Annotated in this window: 32 protein-coding genes; 20 read left to right on the top strand and 12 right to left on the bottom strand. The window is 60.9% G+C overall.

The window, feature by feature from the left end; translation table 11 throughout:
- On the bottom strand, window positions 1-1971 hold the full coding sequence (fliK, locus tag CAER_RS29255) for a flagellar hook-length control protein FliK (RefSeq protein ID WP_084299534.1): 1971 nt from the start codon (window positions 1969-1971) through the stop codon (window positions 1-3).
- 127 nt (window positions 1972-2098) lie between these two features.
- Between fliK and CAER_RS0113140 the strand changes: the two genes are divergently transcribed.
- The 7 genes from CAER_RS0113140 (at window position 2099) to CAER_RS29730 (ending at window position 5443) form a co-directional block, all read left to right on the top strand.
- Entirely contained in the window at window positions 2099-2392 is a 294-nt protein-coding gene (locus CAER_RS0113140; protein WP_027235783.1) for a rod-binding protein, read from the top strand.
- Window positions 2385-2744: a flagellar biosynthesis protein FlgN gene (locus CAER_RS0113145; RefSeq protein WP_027235784.1), complete on the top strand. Its 360-nt coding sequence runs from the start codon at window positions 2385-2387 to the stop codon at window positions 2742-2744. Before CAER_RS0113140 ends, CAER_RS0113145 begins: the two co-directional genes overlap by 8 nt.
- A gap of 202 nt (window positions 2745-2946) precedes the next feature.
- Window positions 2947-3756 carry a flagellin gene (locus tag CAER_RS0113150; protein WP_027235785.1) on the top strand — a complete coding sequence of 270 codons (810 nt, stop codon included), beginning with the start codon at window positions 2947-2949 and terminating at the stop codon, window positions 3754-3756.
- A 77-nt stretch (window positions 3757-3833) separates the two neighbouring features.
- Entirely contained in the window at window positions 3834-4205 is a 372-nt protein-coding gene (gene flaF / locus CAER_RS0113155) for a flagellar biosynthesis regulator FlaF (protein WP_027235786.1), read from the top strand.
- A gap of 2 nt (window positions 4206-4207) precedes the next feature.
- The gene (gene flbT / locus CAER_RS0113160; RefSeq protein ID WP_027235787.1) at window positions 4208-4612 is read left to right on the top strand and encodes a flagellar biosynthesis repressor FlbT; all 405 of its coding nucleotides are present in this window, start codon (window positions 4208-4210) and stop codon (window positions 4610-4612) included.
- 236 nt (window positions 4613-4848) lie between these two features.
- Window positions 4849-5271: a DUF1217 domain-containing protein gene (locus CAER_RS30785; protein ID WP_154667775.1), complete on the top strand. Its 423-nt coding sequence runs from the start codon at window positions 4849-4851 to the stop codon at window positions 5269-5271.
- Window positions 5272-5299: 28 nt separating this feature from the next.
- On the top strand, window positions 5300-5443 hold the full coding sequence (locus CAER_RS29730; protein ID WP_154667776.1) for a hypothetical protein: 144 nt from the start codon (window positions 5300-5302) through the stop codon (window positions 5441-5443).
- A gap of 49 nt (window positions 5444-5492) precedes the next feature.
- Here the strand turns inward: CAER_RS29730 and CAER_RS0113170 are convergent, their stop codons facing one another.
- The gene (locus CAER_RS0113170) at window positions 5493-6821 is read right to left on the bottom strand and encodes a FliI/YscN family ATPase (RefSeq protein WP_027235788.1); all 1329 of its coding nucleotides are present in this window, start codon (window positions 6819-6821) and stop codon (window positions 5493-5495) included.
- An 88-nt stretch (window positions 6822-6909) separates the two neighbouring features.
- On the opposite strand from CAER_RS0113170, the gene CAER_RS0113175 reads away from it, so the two are divergent.
- From CAER_RS0113175 to CAER_RS0113215, 9 genes are read left to right on the top strand one after another with little or no spacing between them, the layout of a single operon-like run.
- Window positions 6910-7299 (top strand): FlgB family protein, encoded by a 390-nt coding sequence (locus CAER_RS0113175; protein ID WP_027235789.1) that lies wholly within the window; start codon window positions 6910-6912, stop codon window positions 7297-7299.
- A gap of 13 nt (window positions 7300-7312) precedes the next feature.
- Complete coding sequence (gene flgC / locus CAER_RS0113180; protein WP_027235790.1) at window positions 7313-7705, top strand: flagellar basal body rod protein FlgC; 393 nt, start codon at window positions 7313-7315, stop codon at window positions 7703-7705.
- A gap of 22 nt (window positions 7706-7727) precedes the next feature.
- Entirely contained in the window at window positions 7728-8024 is a 297-nt protein-coding gene (gene fliE / locus CAER_RS0113185; protein ID WP_027235791.1) for a flagellar hook-basal body complex protein FliE, read from the top strand.
- Between the two features lie 3 nt (window positions 8025-8027).
- The gene (locus tag CAER_RS0113190; RefSeq protein ID WP_027235792.1) at window positions 8028-8300 is read left to right on the top strand and encodes a flagellar biosynthetic protein FliQ; all 273 of its coding nucleotides are present in this window, start codon (window positions 8028-8030) and stop codon (window positions 8298-8300) included.
- A complete protein-coding gene (locus CAER_RS0113195; RefSeq protein ID WP_027235793.1) occupies window positions 8300-9016 on the top strand; it encodes a flagellar hook-basal body complex protein in 717 nt (238 codons plus the stop codon). Before CAER_RS0113190 ends, CAER_RS0113195 begins: the two co-directional genes overlap by 1 nt.
- 10 nt (window positions 9017-9026) lie before the next feature.
- Window positions 9027-9812, top strand: a complete 786-nt coding sequence (flgG, locus tag CAER_RS0113200) for a flagellar basal-body rod protein FlgG (RefSeq protein WP_027235794.1) — start codon at window positions 9027-9029, stop codon at window positions 9810-9812.
- Window positions 9812-10234, top strand: coding sequence for a flagellar basal body P-ring formation chaperone FlgA (flgA, locus tag CAER_RS0113205; protein WP_027235795.1), 423 nt, complete (start codon window positions 9812-9814; stop codon window positions 10232-10234). Before flgG ends, flgA begins: the two co-directional genes overlap by 1 nt.
- Entirely contained in the window at window positions 10234-10974 is a 741-nt protein-coding gene (gene flgH / locus CAER_RS0113210; RefSeq protein WP_027235796.1) for a flagellar basal body L-ring protein FlgH, read from the top strand. Before flgA ends, flgH begins: the two co-directional genes overlap by 1 nt.
- 8 nt (window positions 10975-10982) lie before the next feature.
- Entirely contained in the window at window positions 10983-11480 is a 498-nt protein-coding gene (locus tag CAER_RS0113215; RefSeq protein ID WP_027235797.1) for a flagellar basal body-associated FliL family protein, read from the top strand.
- Window positions 11481-11558: 78 nt separating this feature from the next.
- Here CAER_RS0113215 and CAER_RS0113220 read toward each other — a convergent pair whose 3' ends face one another.
- The 10 genes from CAER_RS0113220 to CAER_RS0113265 form a co-directional block, all read right to left on the bottom strand.
- The gene (locus CAER_RS0113220) at window positions 11559-11957 is read right to left on the bottom strand and encodes a hypothetical protein (RefSeq protein WP_027235798.1); all 399 of its coding nucleotides are present in this window, start codon (window positions 11955-11957) and stop codon (window positions 11559-11561) included.
- Window positions 11954-13042 carry an EscU/YscU/HrcU family type III secretion system export apparatus switch protein gene (locus tag CAER_RS0113225; protein ID WP_027235799.1) on the bottom strand — a complete coding sequence of 363 codons (1089 nt, stop codon included), beginning with the start codon at window positions 13040-13042 and terminating at the stop codon, window positions 11954-11956. The genes CAER_RS0113220 and CAER_RS0113225 overlap by 4 nt, the downstream gene beginning before the upstream one ends.
- On the bottom strand, window positions 13039-13818 hold the full coding sequence (locus CAER_RS0113230) for a flagellar biosynthetic protein FliR (protein WP_027235800.1): 780 nt from the start codon (window positions 13816-13818) through the stop codon (window positions 13039-13041). Before CAER_RS0113230 ends, CAER_RS0113225 begins: the two co-directional genes overlap by 4 nt.
- On the bottom strand, window positions 13815-15908 hold the full coding sequence (flhA, locus tag CAER_RS0113235) for a flagellar biosynthesis protein FlhA (protein ID WP_027235801.1): 2094 nt from the start codon (window positions 15906-15908) through the stop codon (window positions 13815-13817). Before flhA ends, CAER_RS0113230 begins: the two co-directional genes overlap by 4 nt.
- Complete coding sequence (locus tag CAER_RS0113240; RefSeq protein WP_154667777.1) at window positions 15901-16215, bottom strand: hypothetical protein; 315 nt, start codon at window positions 16213-16215, stop codon at window positions 15901-15903. The genes flhA and CAER_RS0113240 overlap by 8 nt, the downstream gene beginning before the upstream one ends.
- A gap of 127 nt (window positions 16216-16342) precedes the next feature.
- Window positions 16343-18799, bottom strand: a complete 2457-nt coding sequence (locus CAER_RS0113245; RefSeq protein WP_027235803.1) for a hypothetical protein — start codon at window positions 18797-18799, stop codon at window positions 16343-16345.
- Window positions 18796-19665, bottom strand: coding sequence for a flagellar motor stator protein MotA (gene motA / locus CAER_RS0113250; RefSeq protein WP_008553318.1), 870 nt, complete (start codon window positions 19663-19665; stop codon window positions 18796-18798). The genes CAER_RS0113245 and motA overlap by 4 nt, the downstream gene beginning before the upstream one ends.
- A gap of 78 nt (window positions 19666-19743) precedes the next feature.
- Window positions 19744-20358 (bottom strand): MotE family protein, encoded by a 615-nt coding sequence (locus CAER_RS0113255; RefSeq protein ID WP_027235804.1) that lies wholly within the window; start codon window positions 20356-20358, stop codon window positions 19744-19746.
- A complete protein-coding gene (locus CAER_RS0113260) occupies window positions 20358-20804 on the bottom strand; it encodes a hypothetical protein (protein ID WP_027235805.1) in 447 nt (148 codons plus the stop codon). The genes CAER_RS0113255 and CAER_RS0113260 overlap by 1 nt, the downstream gene beginning before the upstream one ends.
- Before the next feature lie 9 nt (window positions 20805-20813).
- Window positions 20814-21338, bottom strand: coding sequence for a flagellar basal body-associated FliL family protein (locus tag CAER_RS0113265; RefSeq protein ID WP_027235806.1), 525 nt, complete (start codon window positions 21336-21338; stop codon window positions 20814-20816).
- A 119-nt stretch (window positions 21339-21457) separates the two neighbouring features.
- On the opposite strand from CAER_RS0113265, the gene fliF reads away from it, so the two are divergent.
- From fliF to fliP, 4 genes are read left to right on the top strand one after another with little or no spacing between them, the layout of a single operon-like run.
- The gene (gene fliF, locus CAER_RS0113270; RefSeq protein ID WP_027235807.1) at window positions 21458-23128 is read left to right on the top strand and encodes a flagellar basal-body MS-ring/collar protein FliF; all 1671 of its coding nucleotides are present in this window, start codon (window positions 21458-21460) and stop codon (window positions 23126-23128) included.
- Window positions 23128-23727 carry a FliH/SctL family protein gene (locus CAER_RS0113275; RefSeq protein WP_027235808.1) on the top strand — a complete coding sequence of 200 codons (600 nt, stop codon included), beginning with the start codon at window positions 23128-23130 and terminating at the stop codon, window positions 23725-23727. Before fliF ends, CAER_RS0113275 begins: the two co-directional genes overlap by 1 nt.
- On the top strand, window positions 23720-24016 hold the full coding sequence (locus CAER_RS0113280) for a FliM/FliN family flagellar motor switch protein (protein WP_027235809.1): 297 nt from the start codon (window positions 23720-23722) through the stop codon (window positions 24014-24016). Before CAER_RS0113275 ends, CAER_RS0113280 begins: the two co-directional genes overlap by 8 nt.
- The gene (gene fliP, locus CAER_RS0113285) at window positions 24013-24756 is read left to right on the top strand and encodes a flagellar type III secretion system pore protein FliP (RefSeq protein WP_027235810.1); all 744 of its coding nucleotides are present in this window, start codon (window positions 24013-24015) and stop codon (window positions 24754-24756) included. Before CAER_RS0113280 ends, fliP begins: the two co-directional genes overlap by 4 nt.
- The last annotated feature ends 74 nt before the right edge of the window (window positions 24757-24830 follow it).

Here is a 24830-nt window from a genome sequence, read left to right on the forward strand (position 1 = left end):
TCAGACCCTCATGTCCACGCCGGTTTCACCCAGCCGGAGGTTTTGCGTTACTGGTTCAGTGGTATCCGCCGCATCGGCGCTGCGCGATCCTGCGCCCCCGGAAGAGGATCCTGCGCCGCCATCCGCATCATTCGCGGATTGCCCGCCTGTCTGGCCGCCGCTGAATTCAAAGGAGATGTCCTCATACCCCATGCGGCGGAATTCTTCGGCCAATTCGTGAATATGGCGGCGCATAAGATCGCCGGTTTCCGGCCGTTCCGTTTGAATAATCATTGTGATGCCCGTTTCACCGGCCACTACGCGCATCCTCACGTGGCCCAGCTCCTGCGGATTCAGCGAAACCTCAACTTTCTGCTCGCCCTTGGCCGCAAATGCCTCGGCCAGTTGTGCCGCAACCATGCGCGGCGTCTCGGGTCTGTGCACCGTGCCTGTGCCAATGGAGGCCTCAGCCAGAAGCTGTGTCAGTCCAGGCACCTCGCCGGACAGGCCAAATGCGCCCGGCAGCAAGTCATCGGATCCAGACAGCAGTTCTGCACCCGGCGAACCCGCGGCAAGCCCGCCGGCCATCAACGGCTGAAGTATGGCAGTGGCGGGCTGAAGCGGTTGCGGTGCGGACGCTGCCGCGGCGGTACGGATTTCCCCGGCCTTGAGCACGCCGGAAATCAACCTGCCGGTTTCAACTGCCTCAGCGTCTGCCGGAGCATCGCTGCTAAGCACCGTTGTTGCAGCGTCGGCTCTATGTCCTGGCCCCTTTGGCGCGGCTTGGCCAGTGGTAAGCGCCTGAACCATGCCTGGTGCGGCTGGTACTCTGGATTGTACCGCGCCCTCGGGCGGCGTAACCGCCTGCTGGGCGTCCGCCTGCATAAGTGGAGAATTGGAGGTCACAGATGCGGGGGCCGCTGCGTGAATGGAGGCGGCAGGCGCTTGCCCGGAAACCGCAATACCCTTGTCTCCCTGCCCCGCAGCGGTGCTGGATTGCCGCCGTCCTGCCGGCGGTTGCGCATCGGCAATTGCGGCCGCCTTTACTGACATTTCCGGAGCCACGCGGGCGGTAGCGTTGGCCTCCTTTGCTTCGGACGCCTGCGGATTCGCGCTTATGTCCGACAGCTTCGCTGCGTCACGGCTGGGGGCAGCCTCTGCCTGATCTTGTCCAGCTGCCTGAGTTCGAGAGGATTCCTCGATTGTTACGGTCTGGCCGCTGACTGCGTCTGCCTGGTTCTGTTCCCTGGCCCGGCCGACTGCCTGTTCTGGGCCGTCTGAGGCGGCTGCAGCCGACTGCACTTCAAAACCGTTTCCGCGGGAGGGCATTCCGGCACCGGACGCACGACCGCTTTCACTCCGCTGTTCTCCGCCGTCTGGACGGTCTGTAGAGACCGGAGGCATTTGCTTGCGCTCAGTGTCAGGATCAGAAGCGGAGCGCTCCTGTCCTGCCGCAATTGCGGCTTCTGAAACGGTATGACCAGAAGTGCTGCCCAACGGCTCTTCATCCGTTTCGGCCTCAGCGAGTCCGACTTCGGCATCAGGATGCTTGGCTGCAGTCCCCGCAAGCCCTGCGTCTGCCTCATTAAGTTTGGCTACACCCTCAGGCGTTCCGGTTCCGGCCCCGGTCACTCCTGCTCCTGTCTCGGTCATTCCCGGTCCGGTCTCGGTCACTCCCGGTCCGGCCTCGGTCATTCCCGGTCCGGCCTGGGTCGTTCCTGCTCCGGCCGCAGCCATTGCGGCTCCGGGCTTATCTTTTTCAGTTCCGGCCCCCTCGGCCTCAAGTCCGTCTGATTCGGTTCCGGCTTCCGGCTCTGCCGGGTCTCTCTCACCTGAAACCGCATCAGAAGCTGCTCTTTCACGGCCAGATTGAGCCGCGACAAGATCAGCAAAATCACTGGAACTGTTAGATTTTTTGGATGACTCCCCGGTCACGGCCGGCACCTTGCCAACAGAACCGGCTTCAAAGCCAAGGATCGAATTCATCATCATGATCGTCTTCCAGACATTCTATCTCGACCCGGACAGACTTATCCAAAAGCGGTTACGGCAATTTTAACCGGTTCCGGCGCAGTTTCAGAAAATCGATGAAATTCGACATTCAACCGGAGAACCGGACATGCCAGATCTACTGCCCAACACGCTGCAGACTGTATCTGCAGTTCCCCCCGCACGGCCTGCAGGCAGCGACCCGCTGCGCGAGGCCGCTATTGAGCTGGAAGCCTCTTTTCTTGCGCAAATGCTGAAATCCGCAGGCCTTGGCGAATCCCGAGAAGGTTTTGGCGGCGGCGCAGGCGAAGACCAGTTTTCCAGCTTTCTTATCCGCGAACAGGCCAATCAGATTGCCCGCTCTGGCGGCATTGGCCTGGCCGAATCACTTTATCACGCATTGAAGGAGACCCAAGGTGAGTGACCTGAAACCGCAAAAGCTCATTGATGAGCTGGACCAAATCCTCGACCGCGAGCGTACTGCCCTGATGGCTGGCGACCTTGGCAAGCTGGAAGAGCTTCTTGCCAAAAAGGAGAGAGTGATCGGCAAGCTGAACTCTGTGTCAGAGCTGGAACGCGAGTCTCTGGCGCAGGTTCAGACCAAAGTGTCCCGTAATCAGCAGCTGCTGGACAGCGCCATGGACGGTATCCGCTCCGTCGCGGCGCGCATGGCCGAACTGCGCCGTATCCGGAAGGGGCTGGACGTGTATGACCAGGCCGGACGCAGGAACCGGTACGGCACCCGCAGCGGCGCCAAGCTGGAAAAACGCGCCTGATGCAATTTTGGGAAAATTCTAAAAATCCAAATCCCGGCATTAGCACTCCCTTAGCAACTCCTGCGCCAAAGTCGCCTTGCACCTCATGAGGGGTGGCGCGGAAGCCAGACGGCGGAACGCACAGTCAGAAAGACGTCAACCAACGCCCCGCCGGGGCACAGAATAAAGGGGCCAAAGCGCCCCGCAGCTAAAGGAAAAAGCTATGACCAGCATTCTGACAAATAACGGCGCAATGGTTGCTTTGCAGACTCTGAAGACTGTGAACAACAACCTGGAAGAAACCCAGAACCAGATCTCGACCGGTAAAGAGGTCGGCAAAGCCAAGGACAACTCCGCTGTCTGGGCAATCTCCAAGTCGATGGAATCGGACATTCAAGCGTTTGAAGCCGTCTCCGATGCTCTGGATTTCGGTGAGGCTACCGTCGCTGTTGCCTCCTCTGGCATGGAGCAGATCGTGGAAACGCTGAAGGAAATGCGCGAGCTGACCGTTGCAGGTGTTTCCCAGAACGTGGACCACAACAAGATCGCAAACGACTTGGCCAAGAAAAAGGAACAGATCGACTCGATCATCTCTTCGGCGTCCTTCAACGGTGCCAACCTGCTGGACGTTTCGGGTGCGACCCAACTGCAAGTTCAGGGCGGTCTCGAAGCAGGTACCGACGTGATCGCAGTTGCCCACATCGATGCGACAACCTCGATCAGCGACATTCTGGCCACCACCCTCGACTCGACCAACGCGGCAACCGTTCTGACTGAAATCGAAGCGGCCCTGTCCTTTGCAATCGACTCCGCAGCTCAGCTGGGTGCCGACGCCAACCGCCTGACCGACCAGAACGATTTCGTCTCGAAACTGACGGACTCGCTGAAATCGGGCGTTAGCACCATGAGCGACACCAACATGGAAGAGGCGTCTGCGCGACTGAAAGCCTTGCAGACCCAGCAGCAGCTGGCGGTGCAGTCACTGACCATCGCGAACCAGGCGCCATCGACCCTGCAGCAGCTGTTCCGTTAACAGCCTGACCCGGGGCGCTGATAGCGCCCCGGTCTTCCCTCTCAGAGAACCTGAAGAATAATACGTTAGGAAAACACGTGAATGCCCTTCTGAAGGCGAAGAGTGCCTACTCGGCGGCAAAGTCCCCGACCCGGACAGCTAAGAATTTCGAGTATGAGGTGGTCGCCCGCGTCACGCGCCAGCTGATCACGGCGGCGCAGAAAGGCCGCGGCGGGTTCAATGAACTTGCAGTTGCATTGAATGATAACCGAAAGCTTTGGTCCATTTTCACTGCGGATCTCGCGTCCAAAGGCAACGCTCTGCCGGATGATCTCAAGCTGAATCTGTTTGAACTGGCGGAATTCACGAGACAGCACACCAGCAAAGTGCTTCAGCGCAAGGCCAATGTTCGGCCCCTGGTGGAAATCAATACGGCCATCATGCGTGGCCTCCGCAGCGGAGCTTCCTGAATATGAGCGGACTTGTCCTGAAACTTGCCCCCAAGGAGCGTGTCCTTGTGAATGGCGCGGTGATTGAAAACGGCGACCGCCGCAGCCGCCTCTCCATTGTAACCCCGGATGCCAACATTCTGCGCCTGCGCGATGCCATTCATCCCGAAGAAGCCAATACACCGGTGCGCCGGGTCTGCTATGCCGCGCAGCTGATTCTGTCCGGCGATGCCGACCCCGAGGAAGAGCGCCTGCCGATGCTGCGCCGGATCGAGGAGCTGAGCCAAGTGTTCACCGACCCCGACAGCCGCGCCTCGCTGGCAGAAGCAACGGACGCCTTGATCGGCAACAACCACTACCGGTGCCTGAAAGCGCTGCGCACCTTGCTGGCGCGCGAAGACCGTCTGTTTGCCGTCCGGCCGTCATGAGCTTCCAGCCCCTCTCGCCGACAGGGGGAATTGCGGGCTGGAAACTACTGCACGCCGCCTGAGATAAACCTTGCGAAGTTCTCACCCGGAATTCAGCGCTGAAGTGTGCGCGGGTGTGACTTCTTGGAAACATCATCAGCGCTAGAGAAGGCCGGGGATCTGATCAGCGATCCCCGGTTTTTTTTGGGCGTGGCGCCCGGCGCTTTACGTATGGAGGAGGATAACTCCAAGAGGGCTTGTTAAAGCGGGCCCTCCAAGAAGGAGACCAAGCCGGTAACGCTCTGACCAACCGCCTTGGCGATGGCCGCACAGCGCAATTCAGTGAGGTTTTAAGGTTTGGCCCGCGACGGCCGCTCGAGGCTAGCGACGCCTGGGTAATGCGAGATTTGGCCGGCACCAAGCAGGTGCAATCCCTCAGAAACACCGGTGGCGAGCCGCCCCAATCCTTGAGGGCTTCATTGTTGCGTAGACGTGACAGGCCCATCTTTGCAGAGATCGGCACCTCAGCAGTCAGCAAGTGGGCCGACGGGCCTGAACAGCCCACTTTGAACGAGCTGTTCGCAACTGCAAAGGGTCTGCCGTCTCCTCCGTACCAGATCGGCCTGCCTGGCGAATGGACAAATTCAATCACGGCCTCATGCGATAACCGGCAGCCATAACATCGCTATTTTCCGCGGCTTGGTGGGGATGGGCGAACGGGTCAGCAGCAATCTGGTCCGGGGCAAGAGCCGCTGGATTCGAGCTCAGCAGCCCCTCAGTCATAATACCTTTTCTGCTGCCAAGCTGATCAGTACGATCCGCGAAACCGGCCGTCTGAAAACGGCGCTGTAAGCCTTGGCCAGCGCCGATTATCACATTCTTTGTATAATCAAGCCGCGCCTCAGCGCCCCGCCTTGGCGCGGCGCAACAGCAGAAGCAGGCGGTTGAAACTGCTGGTGATGCCTTCCGGGTCTTCGCGGCCGAAGAAGGCGTCCAGCTCGGGCCAAAGCTTTACAGCCTGGTCCAGCACAGCGTCATTGCCTTCAGCATACAGTCCGGCCCGGATCATCACCTCGGATTGCTCATAGGCGCCTAAGTATTTGCGCACGTCCTGGATCGCAGCGTTTTCATCGGCCGTGGCCGCGGCAGGCAGGCTGCGCGACACCGATCGCGACACGTCGATCGCCGGGAACCTGCCGCGTTCTGCAATTTCCCGGCTCAACACGATATGCCCGTCCAGCACGCCGCGCAGGATATCGGCAATCGGCTCATCCATATCGGAGCCGGCCACGAGCACGCTGAAAACAGCGGTGATGTCGCCCTGCCCATCGCCGCCAGGACCAGCCCGTTCGCACAGCCCGGTAATCAGCGGCGTCACCGAAGGCGGGTAGCCGCGCAGCGCAGGCGCCTCTCCCGAGGCCGCAGAGATTTCCCGGTGCGCCTCGGCAAAGCGGGTCACCGAGTCTGCCAAAAACAGCACATTCTTGCCTTGGTCGCGAAAATGTTCCGCCACGGTCATGGCGGCCCAAGCGCAGCGGCGCCGGACCAGCGCCGACTGATCAGATGTCGCCGCCACCACCACAGCGCGGCGCATGCCCTCGGGCCCAAGGACCTCTTCGACAAAGTGGTTCACCTCGCGGCCGCGTTCGCCGATCAGAGCCATCACCACCACATCCGCTTCCATGGCTTTCGCCAGTTTGGCCAGCAGTGAGGACTTCCCCACCCCGGAGCCTGCAAAAAGACCCACGCGCTGGCCGCGCACAATTGGGAGAATCGTATTCAGCAAGGCCTGTCCGGTGGGCAGCCGTTCCCCCATGCCGCGCCGTCCTGCGGCCTTGGGCGGGGCCGCCATCAGATCCCGTGGTACGGAACCCGGGAGCATCGGGCGGCCGTCAAGCGGTTCGCCGAACGGGTCGATCACCCGGCCGATCCAATGATCGCTGGGCGCAAACTCCGGCGACGGATGCAGCAGAACCGCATCGCCGATTGCGGCGCCATCCGGGGCCCGGTCAGGCAACATGCTGATATTATTACCGCTGATCTTAAGGACTTCGCCGTGCAGCTCATCGTTCGAACCGCGGCGCAACACCAGCCGGTCACCAATCCGGGCAGCCGAAGCAAGCCCGCCGATTTCGATCTCCCCGCCCGAGATTCCAGTCACCCGGCCCATCTGCGTCGCCAAGCGCTTGCTGGCAATTTGACGGGTCAGTGCTTGCAGCTCTGCTTTCATGGCGGCGCTCTCCATTGGTGTCCTGAAAACAATTTCTAAAGGAATCGGGGTTAAGCCTTGATTGAAATCGATCAAGGGAGAAGCCCTGGTGTTCACAGAATTGAACGTATTCAAGATTGCCTATTCCATGGCGACCCATGCCGGCAAGCGCCAGGCACTGGTATCCCAGAATATCGCCAACGCCGATACGCCCGGTTACCACGCCAAAGATATCAAGCCCTTCAAGGAAGTCTTTGCTGCAGGCGCCCGCCCAAACAGCATGATCGCAACCCGCGGCAGCCATTTGAACGGCAACGCAGGCAGCCAGATGGACTGGGCGGTCATTTCCGACGAAACCGGCAGCGATCCCAATGGCAACTCAGTTTCCGTCGAAGCGGAGCTGCTGAAAGGCGTTGATACGGAACGCCAGCACAAGCGTGCCATGGCCATTTACAAATCCTCCATGAATATCCTGCGCGCCAGCCTGGGCAAAACCTGAGGAGGCATGAGAGATGAGTGAATTTTCCAAAGCCCTTTCCGTCACTGCCAGCGGTCTCAAGGCGCAAGCCGCGCGCCTGCGCCATGTGTCGGAGAACATTTCAAACGCCGACACGCCGGGATACCGCCGCAAGGCAGTGCCTTTCGAATCGGTGCGCGAACTTCGGACAGATGTGGAGCATGTGCGCACCGGCCGGGTCACCCTGGACCGCAGCGAGCTGCAAAAAGTCTATGACCCGTCGCATCCGCTGGCTGACGAAAGCGGTCATTTCGAAGGCTCCAACGTGGATCTGATGATCGAGATCGCCGACGCCCGCGAAGCCCAGCGCAGCTATGAGGCTAACCTGAAAATGTTCGAGCAGACCCGGTCTATGTCTGCCTCGCTGATGGAACTTTTGAGACGCTAACTGAAATTTTTGGAGATCCAGAATGGATATTCGCAGCCTTTCCGCCGCCAGCGGCTATGCCGCCGCCCGCCCTGCCACCAAAGCTGACCCGAATCATGAAAGCACCGGTGCCGGCGCCCAACTGAAGCAGAGCTTTGAAAACTTTACTGCGGCCCTGCAGAACAGCGAGCAAGTCTCGGTGCAGGCGATGACGTCGCAAGCTGATCCGCATGCGCTTGTGCAGGCGCTGGCGCAGACCGAACTGGCGGTCGAAACCGCTGTCACCGTGCGCAACAAGGTCGTCGAGGCCTATCAGGAAATCCTGAGGATGCCGGTCTAAGCCATGATGAGTGAAAGCCTCTTCTATGACACGCTGCGCCAGGCGCTTTGGGCCGCTGTCACCATGGCGACGCCAATCCTGGTCGTCGCGCTGGTGGTCGGTCTGGCCATTGGCCTGTTTCAGGCGCTGACCTCGGTGCAGGAAATGACGCTGACTTTCGTGCCCAAGCTGACTGCGATCCTGGTCGTGTTCTGGATGACAATGGGCTTCATGACACAAACTCTGGTGGCCTTTTTCGACGGCCACGTTGTTCCAATGATTGCCGGAGGCTCGTAATGGGAAACGCAGGTTACGCCACCATTTCACGCCAGTCAGGCCTGATGCGGGAAATGCGCGTCATTGCCAACAACATCGCAAACTCCGCGACGACCGGATACCGCCAGGAAGGGCTGATCTTCTCGGAATTCGTGCAATCCTCGCCCGGCCAGCCGTCCTTGTCGATGTCGCGTGCCAATATCTTCAACACTTCGATGCAGCAGGGGCAGCTGACGAATACCGGCGGTACCTTCGATTTTGCTATCGAAGGGGATGGCTTCTTTATGGTCGAAACCCCCCAGGGGGAGCGGCTGACGCGCTCCGGCGCCTTCTCCCCGAATGCAGACGGTGATCTGGTGACAATGGACGGCTACCGGGTGCTGGATGCAGGCCGCGCGCCGGTCTTTGTACCGCCGGATGCCGGCAAGATCGAAGTGGGCGCGGACGGCTCGCTGAGCGCAAACGGCCGCCTTCTGGGGCAGCTCGGCCTGTTCAAACCGGTCGAGAAACACACGCTTGTGCGCGAGGACGGTGTGATGTTCCGCGTCGAGGGCGACATTGAGGAGAACTTCGACTCGAAGGTCCTGCAGGGCTTTCTTGAAGGCTCCAACGTCAATGCGATTTCCGAAGTCAGCCGGATGATCGAAGTGCAGCGCGCCTATGAGATGGGCCAGAGCTTTCTGCAAGCAGAAGACGAGCGCATCCGCAATGCCATCAAAAACCTGATCAAGTCCTAGGAGAATCCAGATGCGTGCCCTCAAGATCGCAGCAACCGGCATGAGCGCCCAGCAGTTGCGGGTGGAGACTATCTCCAACAACCTCGCCAACATGAACACCACCGCCTACAACGCCCGCCGCGCCGAGTTCGCAGATCTGCACTACCAGCAGATTTCGCGCGCAGGAACTGTGAATGCTTCGGACGGCACCGTGCTGCCGACCGGCGTGCAGGTTGGCCTTGGTGTGCGCCCGGCCGCTGTGTCCGTGCATCTGTCACAGGGGGCGCTGCAGCAGACCAACAACGACTTGGATATCGCCATCGACGGCAAGGGCTACTTGGAGGTGACCCTGCCCTCCGGCCAGACCGCTTATACCCGCGACGGCGCGCTGAAACGCTCGGCCGAAGGGCTGATCGTGACCTCGGACGGTTTCGCAGTGTCGCCGGAAGTCACCATTCCTGACGATGCCACCAGCATTTCGATCAATGCCGAGGGCGAAGTCTACGGGTACTTCGCGGATTCTCCCGAGGGCCAGCTGCTGGGTCAGTTCACCCTGGCCGGCTTCACCAACCCCAAGGGGCTTGAGGCAATCGGCAGCAACCTGTTCACCGAAACAGAAGCCTCGGGCGCAGCCACTGTATCCACCGCTGGCGAAGACGGGCTCGGCACCCTGCGCCAGGGCTATTTGGAAGGCAGCTCGGTCGATGCAGTGCGCGAGGTGACGGAGCTGATCGAAGCCCAGCGCGGTTATGAAATGAACGCCAAGGTCATCTCGGCTGTCGACCAGATGATGGGTGCAACTACACAGGTGCGCTGATGAAACTTGCTCTTGCCTGCCTCACTGCCGCTGCTTTGTGCGCTCCGCCTGCCTGGGCGGACTACCTGATCCCGCTGCGGACAATCCGCGCCAAGGAAATCGTGAACCCCGAAGACCTGGCGCTCAAAAAGGGCGAGATCCTCGGGGCGCTATCGGACCCGGCAGAAGTTACAGGCATGGAAGCACGTGTCTCTCTCTACGCCGGGCGGCCCTTGCGGCCCGGCGATATCGGCCCGCCGGCCATTGTTGAACGTAACGACCTGGTCACCCTGATCTTCCGTCAGGGCGTGCTGACCATTGCCGCGGAAGGGCGTGCCCTGGGCCGCGGTGCCGCTGGTGAAGCTGTCCGGGTCATGAATCTCTCTTCCCGCACCACCGTCACCGGACGGGTCAAGGAAGACGGCTCCGTCGAGGTAAACTGATGACTATGAAATTCTCCCCCGTCAAACCGCTGCTTTTCGGGCTGGCCTTTCTAGGCGCCTGCGGCCGGATGGACCACCTGGGCAAGCCGCCCTCCTTCACCCCTGCCAATGAAAGCCAGGAGCATGTGGCGATGCTGTACCAAGGGCTGCCCGCGCAGACCCAAAACCGGCGCACCGTTGACGGCTCCTCGCTGTGGAGCGGCTCGCAGCAATCGCTGCTCGGCGACCGCCGCGCGATCAAGCGGGGGGATATCCTGACGGTGGTGATCGAGATCGACGAAGAAGCAGAGATCTCCAACGACACCCAGCGTTCGCGGTCGGGGTCCGAAAGCCTGAACATGCCTCAGCTTCTGGGCTTGCCGCAGCGGCTGGACAGAAAATTGCCGGAAGGCGCCACTTCGGCAGACGCTGTGGAGCTTGGCAGCTCCAGTTCCGCCGGCGGCAAGGGTTCCGTGAAACGCAGCGAGAAATTGGAGTTGCGGGTGGCGGCCACCGTTGTCGACGTTCTGCCCAACGGCGTACTGGCGATCAGCGGCACCCAGGAGCTGCGGGTGAACTTCGAACTGCGCGAACTGCTTGTGACCGGGTATGTCCGGCCCCAGGACATCAGCCGCCAGAATGAAATCACCTATGACAAGATTGCTTCGGCGCGCGTTTCTTACGGCGGCCGCGGCCAGATCACCGATGTCCAGCAGCCGCGCTACGGCCAGCAGCTGCTTGACGCTGTCCTGCCGTTCTGAGGGTTGCTATGCTGTCGAAACTCCTGCCAGTCATCCTGCTGATCCTCGGAACCGGAGGCGGCATAGGTGCCGGTATTATGCTGATGCCCGCACCTGAAGAAAAGCATGCTGCCGAACCCGGCAGCGCTGCGAAGCCCGCCGAGGAAACCGCAGAGGAAATCGCTGAAGACGGCGAAGAGAACCAGCGCGAATACATCAAGATCAGCAATCAGTTTGTCGTGCCTGTTGTGGAGCGTGATCAACTGACCTCGCTGGTAGTGCTGTCGCTGAGCCTGGAGGCCAAGCAAGGCACCGGTGAGAAAGTCCGCACCTTAGAGCCAAAACTGCGCGATGTCTTCCTGCAAGTCCTCTTCGACCACGCCAACATGGGCGGCTTCCGCGGCGCTTTCACCCGGTCTGATGTGCTGGAGCCGCTGCGCACCGCCCTGCGCGAGGCTGCGCAGAAACACATCGGCAAGGGTGTGTATGATGTGCTGATCATGGAGATTTCCCGGCAGGACGTCTGACTGCAGCACACCGGTTCAAACTAAAAAAGCCGGCCTCTTGAGGCCGGCTTCTTGCTGCCAGGTACGGATGTCTGCACCTCAGCCTTCCAGCAGCCGGGCCATCTGGGCCTTGGCCAGCTCTGCCTTGTGCCGCTTGCGTTCAGCTGCGGCCATCGTTTCAACCGCATGTTTGCGGCCGAAGGCCTTGCGCAGCTGGTCCATGCTCCGCAGTTTTTGCGCAGTTGCCTTGGCCAGCTCCTGGTTCAGCTGCCGCCGGGTGCGCGTATGCCAGCCCTGCCATAGCAGATCCGCTCCCAGAGCCTTCATCGCATGATCGCCATCGGTCTGCTCGCGCGCAGCCTGCACCTGCACGTTCAGTTTGGTCAGCTGGCCGCGCAGCTCCGCTTCCCGGGCCAGCACGGGCTGAATTTTGGCGTGCTCCTGCATATATTTCGCCGCGGTCACCGCTGCCATCTGATCCAGCATCTTTTGCTTCATGTCACCTTCCCTTTGGCACGCAGGCGCATTTCCTCGGCAAAACGGATTGCCGCAGCCACCGGCGCGTAATGCTCTTCCAAAATTTCATCGCCGATTTCGATCGCCGCGTGCAACGCCCGAGCAGTCGGCGGATCGCTGTGGATCGGAATCCCGTGTTCATTGGCAACCCGCCGGATCGCCGCGGCAATTTCATCGACGCCCTTCGCAACACAGACCGGGGCAGCGCCGGGCTCGCGGCTCCACTGCAGGGCAACCGCATAGTGCGTCGGGTTGACGACCACCACATCCGCCTTGGGCACATCCGCCAGCATCTGTCCCATCGCGATCTGCTGGCCGCGCTGGCGCCGCTGGTTCTTCATATGCGGGTCGCCTTCTGCATCCTTCATTTCGTCCTGGATTTCCTTGCGCGACATCATGTTCTTCCGGCGGTGCTCGGCGTGCTGGAAGGCAGCGTCGACGATCCCGATTGCAAGCGCGATGATGAGCGCCAGAAACAGGAACTCCATCGAAAGCTGCGCCAGCATCAGGACCACCGATTGCGGGCCGGTTCCGGAAGAGGCGATCATCTCGGGCAACCTGTGGGACAGATAGACCCCCAGGCACACTGAATAGAGCGTCAGTTTCACGAAGCTCTTGAAAAACTCGAACAAGCCGGCGCGTCCGAACTTGTTTTTGGCATTCGAGATGATCGAGATGCGCGACAGTTTCGGCTCCAGTTTGGTTGGCGCAAAGACCATCGCCCGCTGCCCGACAATCGACAGCAGAACAATCGCAAAGGGGACAAGAAACCAAGGCAGTACCGGGCGGAACGCGCTTCCGATGAACTCGCCCACCGGCGCTGCGGCGGAGCCTTCAAAAAACAGCGGCGCCAGCCGGTCCGGCTGGTCCAGGTAGGTCATCAGCGCAGTGCCGATCCCCTCAACGCTGCCGCTGCCCGCGGTGTAGAACGCAATGATCAGGCCCAGATAAGCCGCTGCCACCGACAGGTCGGTGGATTTGGCAACTTCGCCTTTTTCCCGGGCCTTGCGGAGTTTCTGTTCCGTTGGCTCAAATGACTTGTCTGAGTCGTCGTCCTGGCCGCTCATGGCATGCCGCCCCCTGGATTTGCAAAGAAGGTCATCAAGGCACGGGACCAGACATCCAGGATCACCGGGCTGCCGACCATCAGGATGAACAGCCCCATGAGCGTGATCACCGGTGCGCCGACCATCGCCACCATAAGCTGAGGCATTGCACGGTTAATCACCCCAAGGGTCAAGTTATAGATCACCGCGGTAATCACAAACGGAGCTGCCAGCGTGAACGCCAGCGAAAAGCTTTGCGAAACCCGGAAAACACCCCACTCTGTCAGTCCGGCAGCAACCGGGAACTGGCCTGCCGGAAACATCCGGTAAGAGCTGATCAGCAGTTCCGCAACCCGCACATGCAGCCCCATCATAGTGGCGAGGGTCACGCCGGAGATCATTAGAACGGCGCCAAGAGCCGGCATCGGCTCTGCTCCGATGCCGCCCAGAACCTGCGACAGCGAAGTGGCTTGCGCCGCCATCGTGCCAGCGGTCTGCAACGCCAGCACAAAGATCCGGACGCCGATGCCCAAGGCCAGGCCGATTATGGCTTCGGTCACCGCAAAGCGGGCGTAGGCCAGCACGTTGTCCGGTTCAGGAAATGCAGGCAGAGCCGGTGCCACGACGAATGTAAAGGCTGCGGCCACTGCCAGCTTAACCCGCGCAGGCACATAAAGCTCCCCCATTGCAGGCAACACCGACACCATCGCTGCCACTCTCAGGAACACAATGGCGGCGTGCCAGAACCCTGCCCCCAGCATCAGAACCAGCTCTGGCGGCAGGAAGTCCAGGTTCATGCCTGCACCATGCCAACAAGCGCAGGCCGTGCTTCCAGGCCGATTTCTTCGAAGGACAGCACTGGATTGGTGATGCCGCGGGATTTTAGAATCGTCCTCAGATAGCGGCGGCGGCGGGTCGAGGTCACCACCGCGGCAAACACACCTTGATCGGTGATCGTCGAAAGCTTGTCGCTCAGCCCGTCAGCAAGACGGTTGAACAGATCCGGCGGCAGCGCGATGTCCAGCCCCGCACCTTGCGCATCGACTTGATAGGTTGAGAACTTGTCCTCCCATTCCGGCGCTAGCTGGATCAGCGGAATGGTCCCATCCTCACGTTTCATCTCAGCCACCAGCTGGAACCCAAGGCGCTGGCGCACGTGCTCGCAGATCAGCTCAGGCTGCGTGGTGTGCAGACGTGCCTCTGCAATCGATTCCAGGATCAAAGGCATGTTGCGGATAGACACCCGCTCCTCCAGCAGCAGCCGCAGGACAGCGTGCAGCGTGTCCATCGGCACCTTGTCGGGCACCAGCGCATCCAGCAGCTTGCGGTTTGCCTCGGCTCGGAAGCTGTCGGAGAGCTGCGTCATTTCATCCAGCAGGCGGCGCAACGACTTGAGCGTCAGCAAGCGGCTGAAGTTCTGCTTGATAATCTCCAGCAAATGGGTCGCCAGGATTTCCGGCGGCGTGACCACAGTAGCGCCAGCCAGCGCCGCCTGTTCCTGTGCCTTGGCCGAAATCCAGCGCGCCGGCGCGCCATAGACCGGCTCGGTCACATCAGTGCCAGGCGGCAGCGCATCATGGTTGTCGGGCATCAACGCCAGAACCATATCGGGGTGCAGAGTGCCGCGAACCTGTTCGACGCCCTGCACCTTGATCACATACGTTCCCCGCTCCAGATCGTGCTGATCGGTCAGCCGGATCTCCGGCAGGATCAGGCCGAATGTCGTTGCGATGTGGGACCGCATATTCGCGATCCGCGCGTCCAGGCCGGTGCCTTCATCCAGCACCATGCTGACCAGATCGGGCGCAAACTCCAGATGCAGATCGTCGAGATCCAGAATGTCGCCCAGCGGCCGCGAGGCAGACGGATCGGCGGCTTCCTCGATCTTTTCCTCGATCTCGGCTTCTGCATCGTCCTTCTTCTTCTTGGCCACCCGGAAAGCGGAATAGCCCAGAACCCCGCCGCCGATCACGAAGGGAATAAAAGGCAGGCCCGGCACCAGCGCAAACAGCACCATCAGCACCGCAACTGTGGTCAACGCTGCCGGGTGGCGGCCGAACTGGTCGAACAGAGCGATATCGGTGGCGCCAGTGGTGCCGCCGCGCGCCAGCAGCAGTGCTGCCGCAATGGAAATGATCACCGAGGGGATCTGCGAGACCAGGCCGTCGCCGACCGTCAGAATGGCATAGGTCTCAAACGCGCTGCCAACAGGCATCCCGTGGACCAGCACCCCCATGATCAGCCCCATGACGAGGTTCAGCAAAGTGATAAGGAGACCAGCGATTGCGTCCCCCTTGACGAACTTCGACGCACCGTCCAGCGAGCCGAAGAAGGTCGTTTCCTGCTGGTCACGCTCGCGCCGTTCCTTGGCAGTCTGGTGGTCGATGGCGCCCGCGGACATGTCCGCGTCGATCGCCAGCTGCTTGCCTGGCATCCCGTCCAGTGCAAAGCGCGCGCCCACTTCGGCCATCCGCGCCGCGCCTTTGGTGATCACCATGAAGTTGACGATCAAAAGCACCCCGAAAACAACCAGGCCGAGGAACACACTGCCCCCCATGACGAACTGGGCGAATCCTTCGATCACATTGCCGGCCGCATCGGTGCCCGAATGGCCTTGGCCGATAATCAGCTTGGTGGAGGAGACGTTCAGTGACAGGCGCAGCATCAGCGACGCCAGCAGAACCGTTGGAAAAGACGAAAAATCCAGCGGTCTTTCAATGAACAGGGTGATGGTGAAAATCAGGATGGCAAGCGCAAAGGAGGCTGCCAGCCCGACGTCCAGCACCCAGGCCGGCATTGGCAGGATCATCATCACGATGATCGCCATCAGCGCCAGCGCCAGCAGGACAGTAGGGCTGAAAACTTGTTCCGTCGTTAGCTTAGGCACAGTACAGGCCCCATTTCTTGAATGCATTCAATTGATTGATAGACGGGAAGTCCGCCAGGGACTGGCTGCCCAAGGCCCTCCGGTGCCGCAGCGGCAGCACCAAAAGCAGCCATCCGGCTGCCGGCCTGTCAGCAGGCCCGCCCGCAACGGCCAGCGTCGTGGCAGCATCTGGCGGCGCAGGCCGGTGGGTAGCGTCTTTGAAGAGAAATGTGAAAAGGGCACTGGCGATGGCCATAGCCCCGCGTACAGCGTGCGTTGCGCGCGAACGCAGCCCTTGCGGGCAAAGTATCGAGTTGTTTTCCGGCATTCTGCCCGTTCCAGATCAGGATTCACCCGCCTAACAGGTTACCAGCAGCCAGTTGACAAAGTGTTATCAGCGAATAGCAAAGGCCGCCCCGGGCGGGGCGGCCGGAACGCAGCAAAAAAGTTCCGGATCACCGTTCTTCTTCAGGAGCGTCCTGTGCCGTGCCGATCTGGTTGAGCAAATCGGCGATACCGCCCCGCGTCCCTTCGCTGCTCTCCACCAGCGCCCGCGCATAAGCCAGCGGCGGCAAACTGTCCGGATCCTTGACGGTTTCGCCGATTTTGGTTGTGACAGAGGCGACTGTGCCGAATTGCGCCCCTTCCTCCGGCTCGATTTCTTCTATCGCCCCCAGGTCTTCCGAGTGCCAGAAGCCGCGGGCGGCTGCGTCTTTCTCATCCTCTGCCAGCAGATACTCCCCGGCGCGGCCATATTCGCCGTTGCGCCACAAAGCCTCGGCGCGCAGGCGGTTGGCCCTGGAGCCGTCCAGCCCCATTAGTTCAACCAGCGCCCGGTGCGGCTTGTCCAGGGCGAGCGCGGCTTCGGCCATCATTAAGCGGCGGGTTTCATCCTGCGGGGCCAGGGACAGCTTGTTGAGCAGTTCCTGAGCGTAGTCGGCAAATCCGAGATCCAGCAGCCGGCGGGCCACTGGCACGGCGACAGGAGCCGCCTCAGCCGCCGTTGCCTGTCCGGCGAACACCAGTCCGTACTGCAGGAAAGTCACATCATCCGCGCGTTCTGCCAGCAGTACCATCAACGGCTCCAGCGCCGCAGCCCGCGCACTTGGGCCATCCCGCTCCGTCAGCCCCTTAAGTTCCTGAAACGCTTCGTGAAACTGTCCCATCAGCGCAAGCGACGAAACCTGAGCCCTGCGCAGTTCGACGCCAAGCTCCGTGTCACGGTTTTCAAGCTCGTAGGAGGCAATCAGGTCCGGCACATCAGGCGACAACGCCTTGCGCTCTTTCACACTGAGAGCAACCAAGTCAATCAGCGCAGCCGGTGCATTCCCCGTGCGCTCCGCAACTTCGCTGGTCAGCTCTTCAGCCACTTTCTCTGTGTCGCCCGCAAGTTCGGCAATCGCCGCCTCGGCAAGGTTGATCTCCGGCACTTCTTCAATTCCGGTCCGGTCCACAGCCCGCAGCACCGCTTCTGCGACATGATGCTCACCGGCTTCGGCAAACATTTTACTGACCCGCGGACCCAAATGCACTCTGAGGTGCGTGGGCAACTTGGAAAACGCCTGTTGTATAGCATCGGTGTTCGCGTTTTTCTTCACCGCACCGTCAGCCAGCGCGCCCCAGAACGCGCTGTTGCTTTCGCACGCTTGCTGTCCCGAAAACGGGTGTTGGGGCGGAAGATCCGTGCCATCCATCAGCACTGCCATCGCGTCCAGCAAGGCCGCATCCTGGCTGGCCTGCTCCGCGGGCGGCAGCATCGCCAGCATAGAACGGGCTTCCGCCCCAAAGCCGAAATAGAGATAGATCCGGGCTAGAGCGTAAACTCCAGCTGGGTTGACGTCGTCGAATTCCCTGACCAGCGCGCTGCGCAGCGGTCCGATCTGATCGGCAAACGGACTCTCATTGCCCCAATGGTGGATCGCCACGTCCCTGTCCGGAATACAGTGCAGGGCTTCATTGCTGCCGTCGCTCAGGGCCGCCATCAAACCGGTTTCACGGTCGATTGCAGAAGTAACGGAGATGTGGTCCAGCGGATTCAAGGGCCGGTCCGTACGGCCCAGAGGATCGAGGCCGGCAGCCGTGCCGGCGCCTGGCGGCCCATCCGCCGCCACGCTCACCAGTCCCTGGTTTGCTGCCCGACCGATTTGCTGCAGCAACCGCTGCTCGGATTCCTTGACCACCGCAGCGCGTTCAGTCTCCTCCATACTAAGAAGCAATCCGGCGTCCGTAAGCTCCGGCAGCATCCCTTGGGCAGCGCCTTCGTCTGCTGAAGGGACGCTGCTGCGATCCAACGGCAGAACAATATCCTCTGCCGCCTGTTCCTCCGCCCCAGAAGGCGCAGCTTCCGGGTTCGGCACCAGGGTGCTGTCCTGTGGCCTGACTGTGCGTCCCGGTTCTGACTGCCCGGCAACCGCGGCAGCCATTTCAAGCGCCATCCGTGCGTCCGCCGCGGCGGACTGGGAAAAACCGAAACGGTAGCCCCCGCCTGTATCCGGTGTGGTTATCGGAAGAATGCTGCTAGCCGTAGTGTATTGCGGCTGCGGTGCGGGTTTACCGCCATCCCGGATATCCACCACAAGGTAGCCATCCTCCTGCACATAGGAGGTGACCGTGCACTCGCAGCCCAGTTGCAGCCGCAGCGGCTGGCCGGGGCCGTTCTGCCCCAATGATTGCAACCGGGTGCGGGGAATCAGGTTGAAGACCCGGGATGTGTCAAAGACCACCTCAGGGGCGTCAATGTTGATAGTTGCCGTATATCCGCTTTGGGTCAGCGACCAGTCCGCGCCGTTTGGCAGGCGCATCACCAAACGCGTGAACCCCTTGTGCTCACCCGAGCGGGTCACGACTGTCTGCGCCTGGACAGTGCCGGCCGTCAAAAGAACGGCCGCCGTGGCAAGTGCTCGCCAGATCATGCTGCGTCCTGTTTCACCGATTTGAGGGCTTCTTCCAGCTCCGAGAAGCCGGGACGGAAATGCGACGGCGTATTCTGACGGCCCACCTCAATGCAAATCGCGGCTGCGTGGTTATGCAGGTTGGCCACCAGCACCTCGCGGATCAGCTGGTAGAAATGAGCGTCTTCTTCGACGACGGCTTTGACCTTGCCCGCGAAGGGCGCAACGAGGCCATAGGACAGAAACACGCCAAGGAATGTCCCGACCAGCGCGCCGCCGATCAGTTTGCCCAGAACCTCAGGCGGCTGATCGATCGAGCCCATGGTCTTGATCACACCCAGAACCGCCGCAACGATCCCAAGGGCGGGCAGGCCGTCGGCCATAGTCTGCAGCGCATGGCTGGAGTGCAGCGCGTGGTGCAGGTTGGCTTCCATCCGCTTTTCCAGCACTTCTTCAACCTGGTGCGGATCGTCATAATTCATCGACGCCGAGCGCATGGTATCGCAGATCAGGTTCACGGCTTCCTTGTCCCCCAGAATCTTGGGGTATTTATTGAAAACCGAGGAATTTTCCGGGTCTTCGATATGCTGTTCCACTTCAACCGGATTGGCCCGCGCGATTCGGATCAGTGCAAACAGTAGACAGAGGAGGTCGCGGTAGTCGTCAGGCTTCCACTTGGGGCCCTTGAACACCTTTCCGATGTCCTTGAGCGTGTGCTTGACGCCGCCCATGTCATTGGCAATCAGAAACGCCCCAACAGCGGCGCCGCCGATCATCATCATCTCAAACGGCAGAGACTTCAGAATGATCGCCATCTTGCCGCCGGCCAGAAGGTATCCGCCGAACACCATGGCAAAGATCACCACTATGCCTACAATCCCGATCATAGGTCCACTCCGAATTCCGTTGGTTTTTATTAGCTTAAGCGAGTCTTCCTAAGGAAAGACTAAGCTTGCGCGCCCAAGTCACTCCTTGGGCACTGCACCGTTGCGCCCGGCCAGGACGACGCTGATGGTATAGGCGGCTTCCGGGCTAAGGCCCGCCATGATTCCCGCCGCGGCCTCCGGCTGCATCCGGGCGAGAAAACCAGCCGCAAATGCCGGATCCATTTCCTCGAACAGGGCCGCAGCTTCCTTTGGCTTCATCTGTTCATAGACGGAGGTCAGGCGGGTCACGTCCTCCTCAGTTGCGCCATCGGCGAGGGCGAGAGTCGCGCGCAGCTTCTCCTCTGCCTGCTCCAGCGCCGCCAGCTTCCTGTCGATAGCCTGATCAGCAATTTCCAGCGCCTTCATCCGGTCTTGGATCTCCGCTTCGCGGGCGGCCAGTGCCTGCTCCCGCTCCTGGAAGGCCGCCAGCATTGTCTGCAGCTCAGCCGAGGTTGGCATTGATTCGCGCTGCGGCTCTCCCTTGTGGGCCGGCTCTTCGATGCCCGGCTCCTTCAGGCTGGCCACTTCGCGGGCGATCGCAGGCCCGGCTTCCAAGCCCAGCCGCACTGCGGCAGAGCCCATCAGCAGAACCGCCAGCATCATCAGCGTGCCGCCACGCCGCAAGCGCTTGGATTTAGTTGCCGTCTTCGCCATTACGCCACCCGGTTCTGGCTGCGGTTATGGCGGACAAACATCAGGCCCGAGGGCTTAGCCTCTTCCTGATCTGCCGCGGCCGGCTTCGAGTCGGCCTCATAGGCGGCGGCCATCGCTTCATCTTCCGCAGCGGGTTCCGCTTGCGGGGCCGCAGTTCCGGCCTCGGGGATGTCATGCATGGACGCCATCATCAGCTCCAGCCGCTGAGCCACCGACTCGGCGCGGCCCGTCAGCTGCTGCAGCGCCTTGCTGGAGCCGTCAGACACCTGCTGCGCCGATTGCAGCGACTTATTCAAGTCATCCACCTGGGCAGACAGTACGGCAACCGCGCCGCCCACGCCCTTTTCAAGGTCATTGAACCGCTTCAGCCTGCGTGACAGCACCAGACAATAGAATCCGGCGCCCAGCGCTCCGGCCGCAAGCAGGATATCAGCAATAATGTCCATCCTGTCCTCCTAGTTCAGTACGAAATCCATGATCAGCAGATCGCGCACCCGGCCCTGGCCGGTGGCAATATTGATCCGCCGCAGCATCTGCGCTCTCAGTTTCGGCAGAGCCATCGGATCAGTCAGATCCTCAAGCTCCAGTGCTCTCAGGTAGCTGTTCAGGACATCGATAACCCGCGGCAGGATTTTCTCGACCTCGGCCTGGTGCGCCAGGTCGACCTCAAGTTGCGCGCGGAACCGCAAGTGCTTGATACCGCTGGCTTTGCGCAGGGTAATCACAATCGGGTCCATTTCGATAAAGGCGAGATTGGCGATATCCTCCGCCGTCTCACCAGTGTCCACGCCTTCTGGCGCCTCTTCGGCCGCATGCGCCGGTTCTGGCGCTGCTTTCTGACCAAAGGGAAGAAGGCCTGACTGAACGGCAAAGAATCCGCCGCCCGCCCCCGCCAGAGCCAGCACCACCCCGATGATCAGGGGCAGTTTGCTTTTCTTGGCCGGGGCTTCTGCTTCTGTATCTACTGCAGCGTCTGTCATGGCTATCCCTAAAACGTCGTGCAGCTTCTTCATAACCTGCGAGGAACTAACCGAATGTTAAGGCCGATCCGTCAAAAGGGTTGCACGCCGGACAGAATGCCGGTGCGACGGAGGTTAATGTGCAGCAGATCAAGAATGTCTGGGCAGAAATGGACATGCGGAAGCGTCTGATTGCCGTGGGTGCCACGGTAATCATGATTCTCAGCGTCATTGCGATGTCCCATGTGGCTAGCAAGCCATCAATGACACTGCTTTATGCCGGGCTGGAAAGCGGCTCGGCCGGAGATGTGGTGCGGTCGCTGGAACAGCGCGGCACCCAATATGAAGTGCGTGGCGGCTCAATCTACGTGCCGTCGACGCAGCGTGACGAACTGCGGATGACTTTGGCCAGCGAGGGCCTGCCGGCCAACGGCGGTAAAGGGTATGAGCTGCTCGATTCGCTCAGCGGTTTCGGCACCACCTCGCAGATGTTCGACGCCGCCTACTGGCGCGCCAAAGAAGGCGAACTGGCCCGAACCATTGTCGCAAGCCCGCATGTAAGCCAGGCGCGGGTGCATATTGCGAACACCGGTTCAAATCCCTTCCAGCGCACGGTTGAACCCACCGCATCGGTATCCATCGTGCCGATGGGATCGCCGATCACGCCTGCGCAAGCCAATGCGATCCGCTTCCTGGTGTCCTCTGCTGTGACCGGTCTTGCGGTGGAAAACGTAGCCGTGATCGACGCCAATGGCGCTCTGATCGGGTCTGCGGATGCCACCGCTGCAGCCGGCGCCGGCACAGATGACCGTTCGCAGACACTTCGCGAGCGGGTGATGCGTCTTGTCGAGGCCCGCGTCGGCCAGGGCAATGCCGTGGTCGAGGTCAGTGTTGAAACCGTAACCGACACCGAATCGATCCGGGAAAAGCGCGTAGACCCGAAAAGCCGTGTCGCCGTCAGCACAGATGTCGAGGAGCGCGCCGATTCTTCGACCAACCAGGCGGGTGAAGTCACCGTTGCCTCCAATATTCCGGATGGTGATGCAGCCTCAGGCCAGGGATCCAAGGCCAACACCAGCGCAACCCGCGAGCGGATCAACTATGAAATCTCCGAAACCGAAAAAGAGATCCTCAGGGGGCCCGGTGCCATCAAGCGCCTGACGGTCGCGGTTCTGGTCAACGGCACCGCCGTGACCAACGATGCCGGGGAAAGCGTTTTCCAGCCACGGCCGGAGGACGAACTGGCCGCCATGCGGGAGCTGATTTCCGCCGCCGTCGGCTTTGACGCGGAGCGAGGCGACGTTATTACCCTCAAGTCCATGGAGCTGCCGGCGGTAGAGCCGAAGGGCACGGTGGCCACCGCCTCCTTCTTCGACAACCTCTACTTTGACGCAATGTCGCTGATCCAGATTGCCGCGCTGGCCCTTGTCAGCCTGATCCTGGGCCTTTTCGTAGTGCGCCCGATCCTCTCGAACCAGGCCGCTCCGGTCGCTGCCCTGCCAGGCCCGGATGGCGGTGACCTTCCCGGGTTGCCCGGGGTAGGCGGCGACGGCTTCATGACTGCGCCGGACCTTGGAGCGGGACTCGCGCTCGACGGTGAAATCGAAAACAACGAAACCGGGCAATTCGAACCGATGGGCGGCCTGCCGGCCATGGGCACGGGCGACATGATGGGCGCCGCCGGACTGCCGGCTTTGGGCGGCGGCATGGACGACCCCGTCGACCGCCTGCGCAGCATGATTGGGGAACGGCAGGAGGAAACCGTTCAGATTCTGCGCGGCTGGCTGGAAGAAAATAAGGAGCAAGCTTGATGACGATTGCGCATTTGCTTGAGGACTTCGGATTTGAAACGCCCGCTGAACCTGCGGTGGCAGCGGTCTCCGAAGAAGTCATAGAAGAACAGCGGCTGGCCTCCTTTGAAAAAGGTTACAGCGCCGGCTGGGATGATGCAGTGACAGCCAAGGATCAGGAAACCATCCGGATCTCGGCCGAATTGGCCAATTCGCTGGAAGACCTGAGCTTTACCTATCACGAAGCGCAGACACAGCTGCTCGATTCGCTGGATCCGATGTTTAAGGTTCTGACCAGCGCAATATTGCCGGATGCGATGGCAGCCTCCTTCGGCCATCACATTGTTGACCAGCTTGCCGGAATGGCAAAAGGACAGACAGACCAGCCGATGCAAATCGTGGTGTCTCCCGGCGAAGGGGCACCGGTGCGCAGCCTCCTGCCGCAGAATTTTTCCGTCCCGGTTACGGTACGGGAAGACAGCACGCTGTCCTCCGGCCAGGCCTATCTGAGCGTTGGCAGCACCGAATGCGAAATCAATTGCAACGCCCTTCTCGAATCGATCGAAGATTCGATTGAAGCCTTCACCTATCACGCGAAAGAGGACAGCCAATATGGATGACGCCGCCGATCTGAACATGAAAGCCGCTGACGCAAGCAACCCTTTTGTTTCGGTTCCCGTCGAAGTGGTTGTATCGGTCGGCAAGGCCCGGCCGCTGATCCGCGATTTGGTCAGCCTTGGGGAAAATGCGATCCTGACGCTCGACAAGCGGGTTGAAGATCCGGTCGACCTCTATGTCGGGGACCGGCTGGTCGCCCGTGGCCAGCTGGAAGAACTGGAAGGAGAGCAGGCCGGACAGCTGGCCGTGCGCCTGACGGAAATTGCCGATCTGCAAAGCGGTTTGGGATGACACACACGACCTTTGTGCGGGCGGCCTTGGTTTCAGCGCTTCTGCTGGCCTTGCCGCAGACCGCCCTGGCTCAAGAACTGAGCCTTTCGCTGGCAGACGGCGAGTCGATTTCAGCCCGCTCGATCCAGCTGATTCTGCTGATTACCGTGCTCAGCCTGGCCCCCGGCCTGCTGATCATGATCACCTGCTTTCCGTTCCTGGTGACTGTCCTGTCGATCCTGCGTCAGGGCATCGGACTGCAGCAGGCGCCGCCGAACATGCTTATCATCAGCCTGGCGCTGTTTCTGACATACTTCGTGATGGAGCCGGTCTTTACCGACGCCTGGAACAGCGGGATCAGCCCGCTGCTGCAGGAGCAGCTAGAGCCGGGCGAGGCCATCTCGCGCAGCCTGGAGCCGTTCCGGGCCTTCATGGCCAACCGGCTGGATCCGGACACGTTTTACGCAATTGCGGATCTCAGGCCGGAAACACAGGGCATGGACCCGGTGCCGGAGGCGCCGCTGTCCGCACTCGTGCCAAGCTTCCTGCTGTCGGAAATTGCGCGCGCCTTTCAGATCGGGTTTCTGGTCTTTCTGCCGTTCCTGGTGATCGATCTGGTGGTCGCCGCGATACTGATGTCGATGGGTATGATGATGGTGCCCCCGGCCATCGTGTCCCTGCCGTTCAAACTGGCGTTTTTTGTCGTTGCCGACGGCTGGAGCCTGATCGCCACTGCCCTTGTGCGCAGCTACTACCCCTGACTTTCCAATACGCGAACAAGCAAAGAGCCCGGGCACAATGTGTGACCCGGGCTTTTTGCTGTGCGAGCACTCCG

Source organism: Leisingera caerulea DSM 24564 (assembly GCF_000473325.1).
Taxonomy (GTDB): Bacteria; Pseudomonadota; Alphaproteobacteria; order Rhodobacterales; family Rhodobacteraceae; genus Leisingera; species Leisingera caerulea.

Coding starts and splice junctions, on each gene's coding strand:
- fliK (WP_084299534.1), bottom strand. CDS start 1,971: ATGATGATGAATTCGATCCTTGGCTTTGAAGCCGGTTCTGTTGGCAAG.
- CAER_RS0113140 (WP_027235783.1), top strand. CDS start 2,099: ATGCCAGATCTACTGCCCAACACGCTGCAGACTGTATCTGCAGTTCCC.
- CAER_RS0113150 (WP_027235785.1), top strand. CDS start 2,947: ATGACCAGCATTCTGACAAATAACGGCGCAATGGTTGCTTTGCAGACT.
- flbT (WP_027235787.1), top strand. CDS start 4,208: ATGAGCGGACTTGTCCTGAAACTTGCCCCCAAGGAGCGTGTCCTTGTG.
- CAER_RS29730 (WP_154667776.1), top strand. CDS start 5,300: ATGGGCGAACGGGTCAGCAGCAATCTGGTCCGGGGCAAGAGCCGCTGG.
- CAER_RS0113170 (WP_027235788.1), bottom strand. CDS start 6,821: ATGAAAGCAGAGCTGCAAGCACTGACCCGTCAAATTGCCAGCAAGCGC.
- flgC (WP_027235790.1), top strand. CDS start 7,313: ATGAGTGAATTTTCCAAAGCCCTTTCCGTCACTGCCAGCGGTCTCAAG.
- fliE (WP_027235791.1), top strand. CDS start 7,728: ATGGATATTCGCAGCCTTTCCGCCGCCAGCGGCTATGCCGCCGCCCGC.
- CAER_RS0113190 (WP_027235792.1), top strand. CDS start 8,028: ATGATGAGTGAAAGCCTCTTCTATGACACGCTGCGCCAGGCGCTTTGG.
- CAER_RS0113195 (WP_027235793.1), top strand. CDS start 8,300: ATGGGAAACGCAGGTTACGCCACCATTTCACGCCAGTCAGGCCTGATG.
- flgG (WP_027235794.1), top strand. CDS start 9,027: ATGCGTGCCCTCAAGATCGCAGCAACCGGCATGAGCGCCCAGCAGTTG.
- flgA (WP_027235795.1), top strand. CDS start 9,812: ATGAAACTTGCTCTTGCCTGCCTCACTGCCGCTGCTTTGTGCGCTCCG.
- flgH (WP_027235796.1), top strand. CDS start 10,234: ATGACTATGAAATTCTCCCCCGTCAAACCGCTGCTTTTCGGGCTGGCC.
- CAER_RS0113215 (WP_027235797.1), top strand. CDS start 10,983: ATGCTGTCGAAACTCCTGCCAGTCATCCTGCTGATCCTCGGAACCGGA.
- CAER_RS0113220 (WP_027235798.1), bottom strand. CDS start 11,957: ATGAAGCAAAAGATGCTGGATCAGATGGCAGCGGTGACCGCGGCGAAA.
- CAER_RS0113225 (WP_027235799.1), bottom strand. CDS start 13,042: ATGAGCGGCCAGGACGACGACTCAGACAAGTCATTTGAGCCAACGGAA.
- CAER_RS0113230 (WP_027235800.1), bottom strand. CDS start 13,818: ATGAACCTGGACTTCCTGCCGCCAGAGCTGGTTCTGATGCTGGGGGCA.
- CAER_RS0113240 (WP_154667777.1), bottom strand. CDS start 16,215: ATGCCGGAAAACAACTCGATACTTTGCCCGCAAGGGCTGCGTTCGCGC.
- CAER_RS0113245 (WP_027235803.1), bottom strand. CDS start 18,799: ATGATCTGGCGAGCACTTGCCACGGCGGCCGTTCTTTTGACGGCCGGC.
- motA (WP_008553318.1), bottom strand. CDS start 19,665: ATGATCGGGATTGTAGGCATAGTGGTGATCTTTGCCATGGTGTTCGGC.
- CAER_RS0113255 (WP_027235804.1), bottom strand. CDS start 20,358: ATGGCGAAGACGGCAACTAAATCCAAGCGCTTGCGGCGTGGCGGCACG.
- CAER_RS0113260 (WP_027235805.1), bottom strand. CDS start 20,804: ATGGACATTATTGCTGATATCCTGCTTGCGGCCGGAGCGCTGGGCGCC.
- CAER_RS0113265 (WP_027235806.1), bottom strand. CDS start 21,338: ATGACAGACGCTGCAGTAGATACAGAAGCAGAAGCCCCGGCCAAGAAA.
- CAER_RS0113275 (WP_027235808.1), top strand. CDS start 23,128: ATGACGATTGCGCATTTGCTTGAGGACTTCGGATTTGAAACGCCCGCT.
- CAER_RS0113280 (WP_027235809.1), top strand. CDS start 23,720: ATGGATGACGCCGCCGATCTGAACATGAAAGCCGCTGACGCAAGCAAC.
- fliP (WP_027235810.1), top strand. CDS start 24,013: ATGACACACACGACCTTTGTGCGGGCGGCCTTGGTTTCAGCGCTTCTG.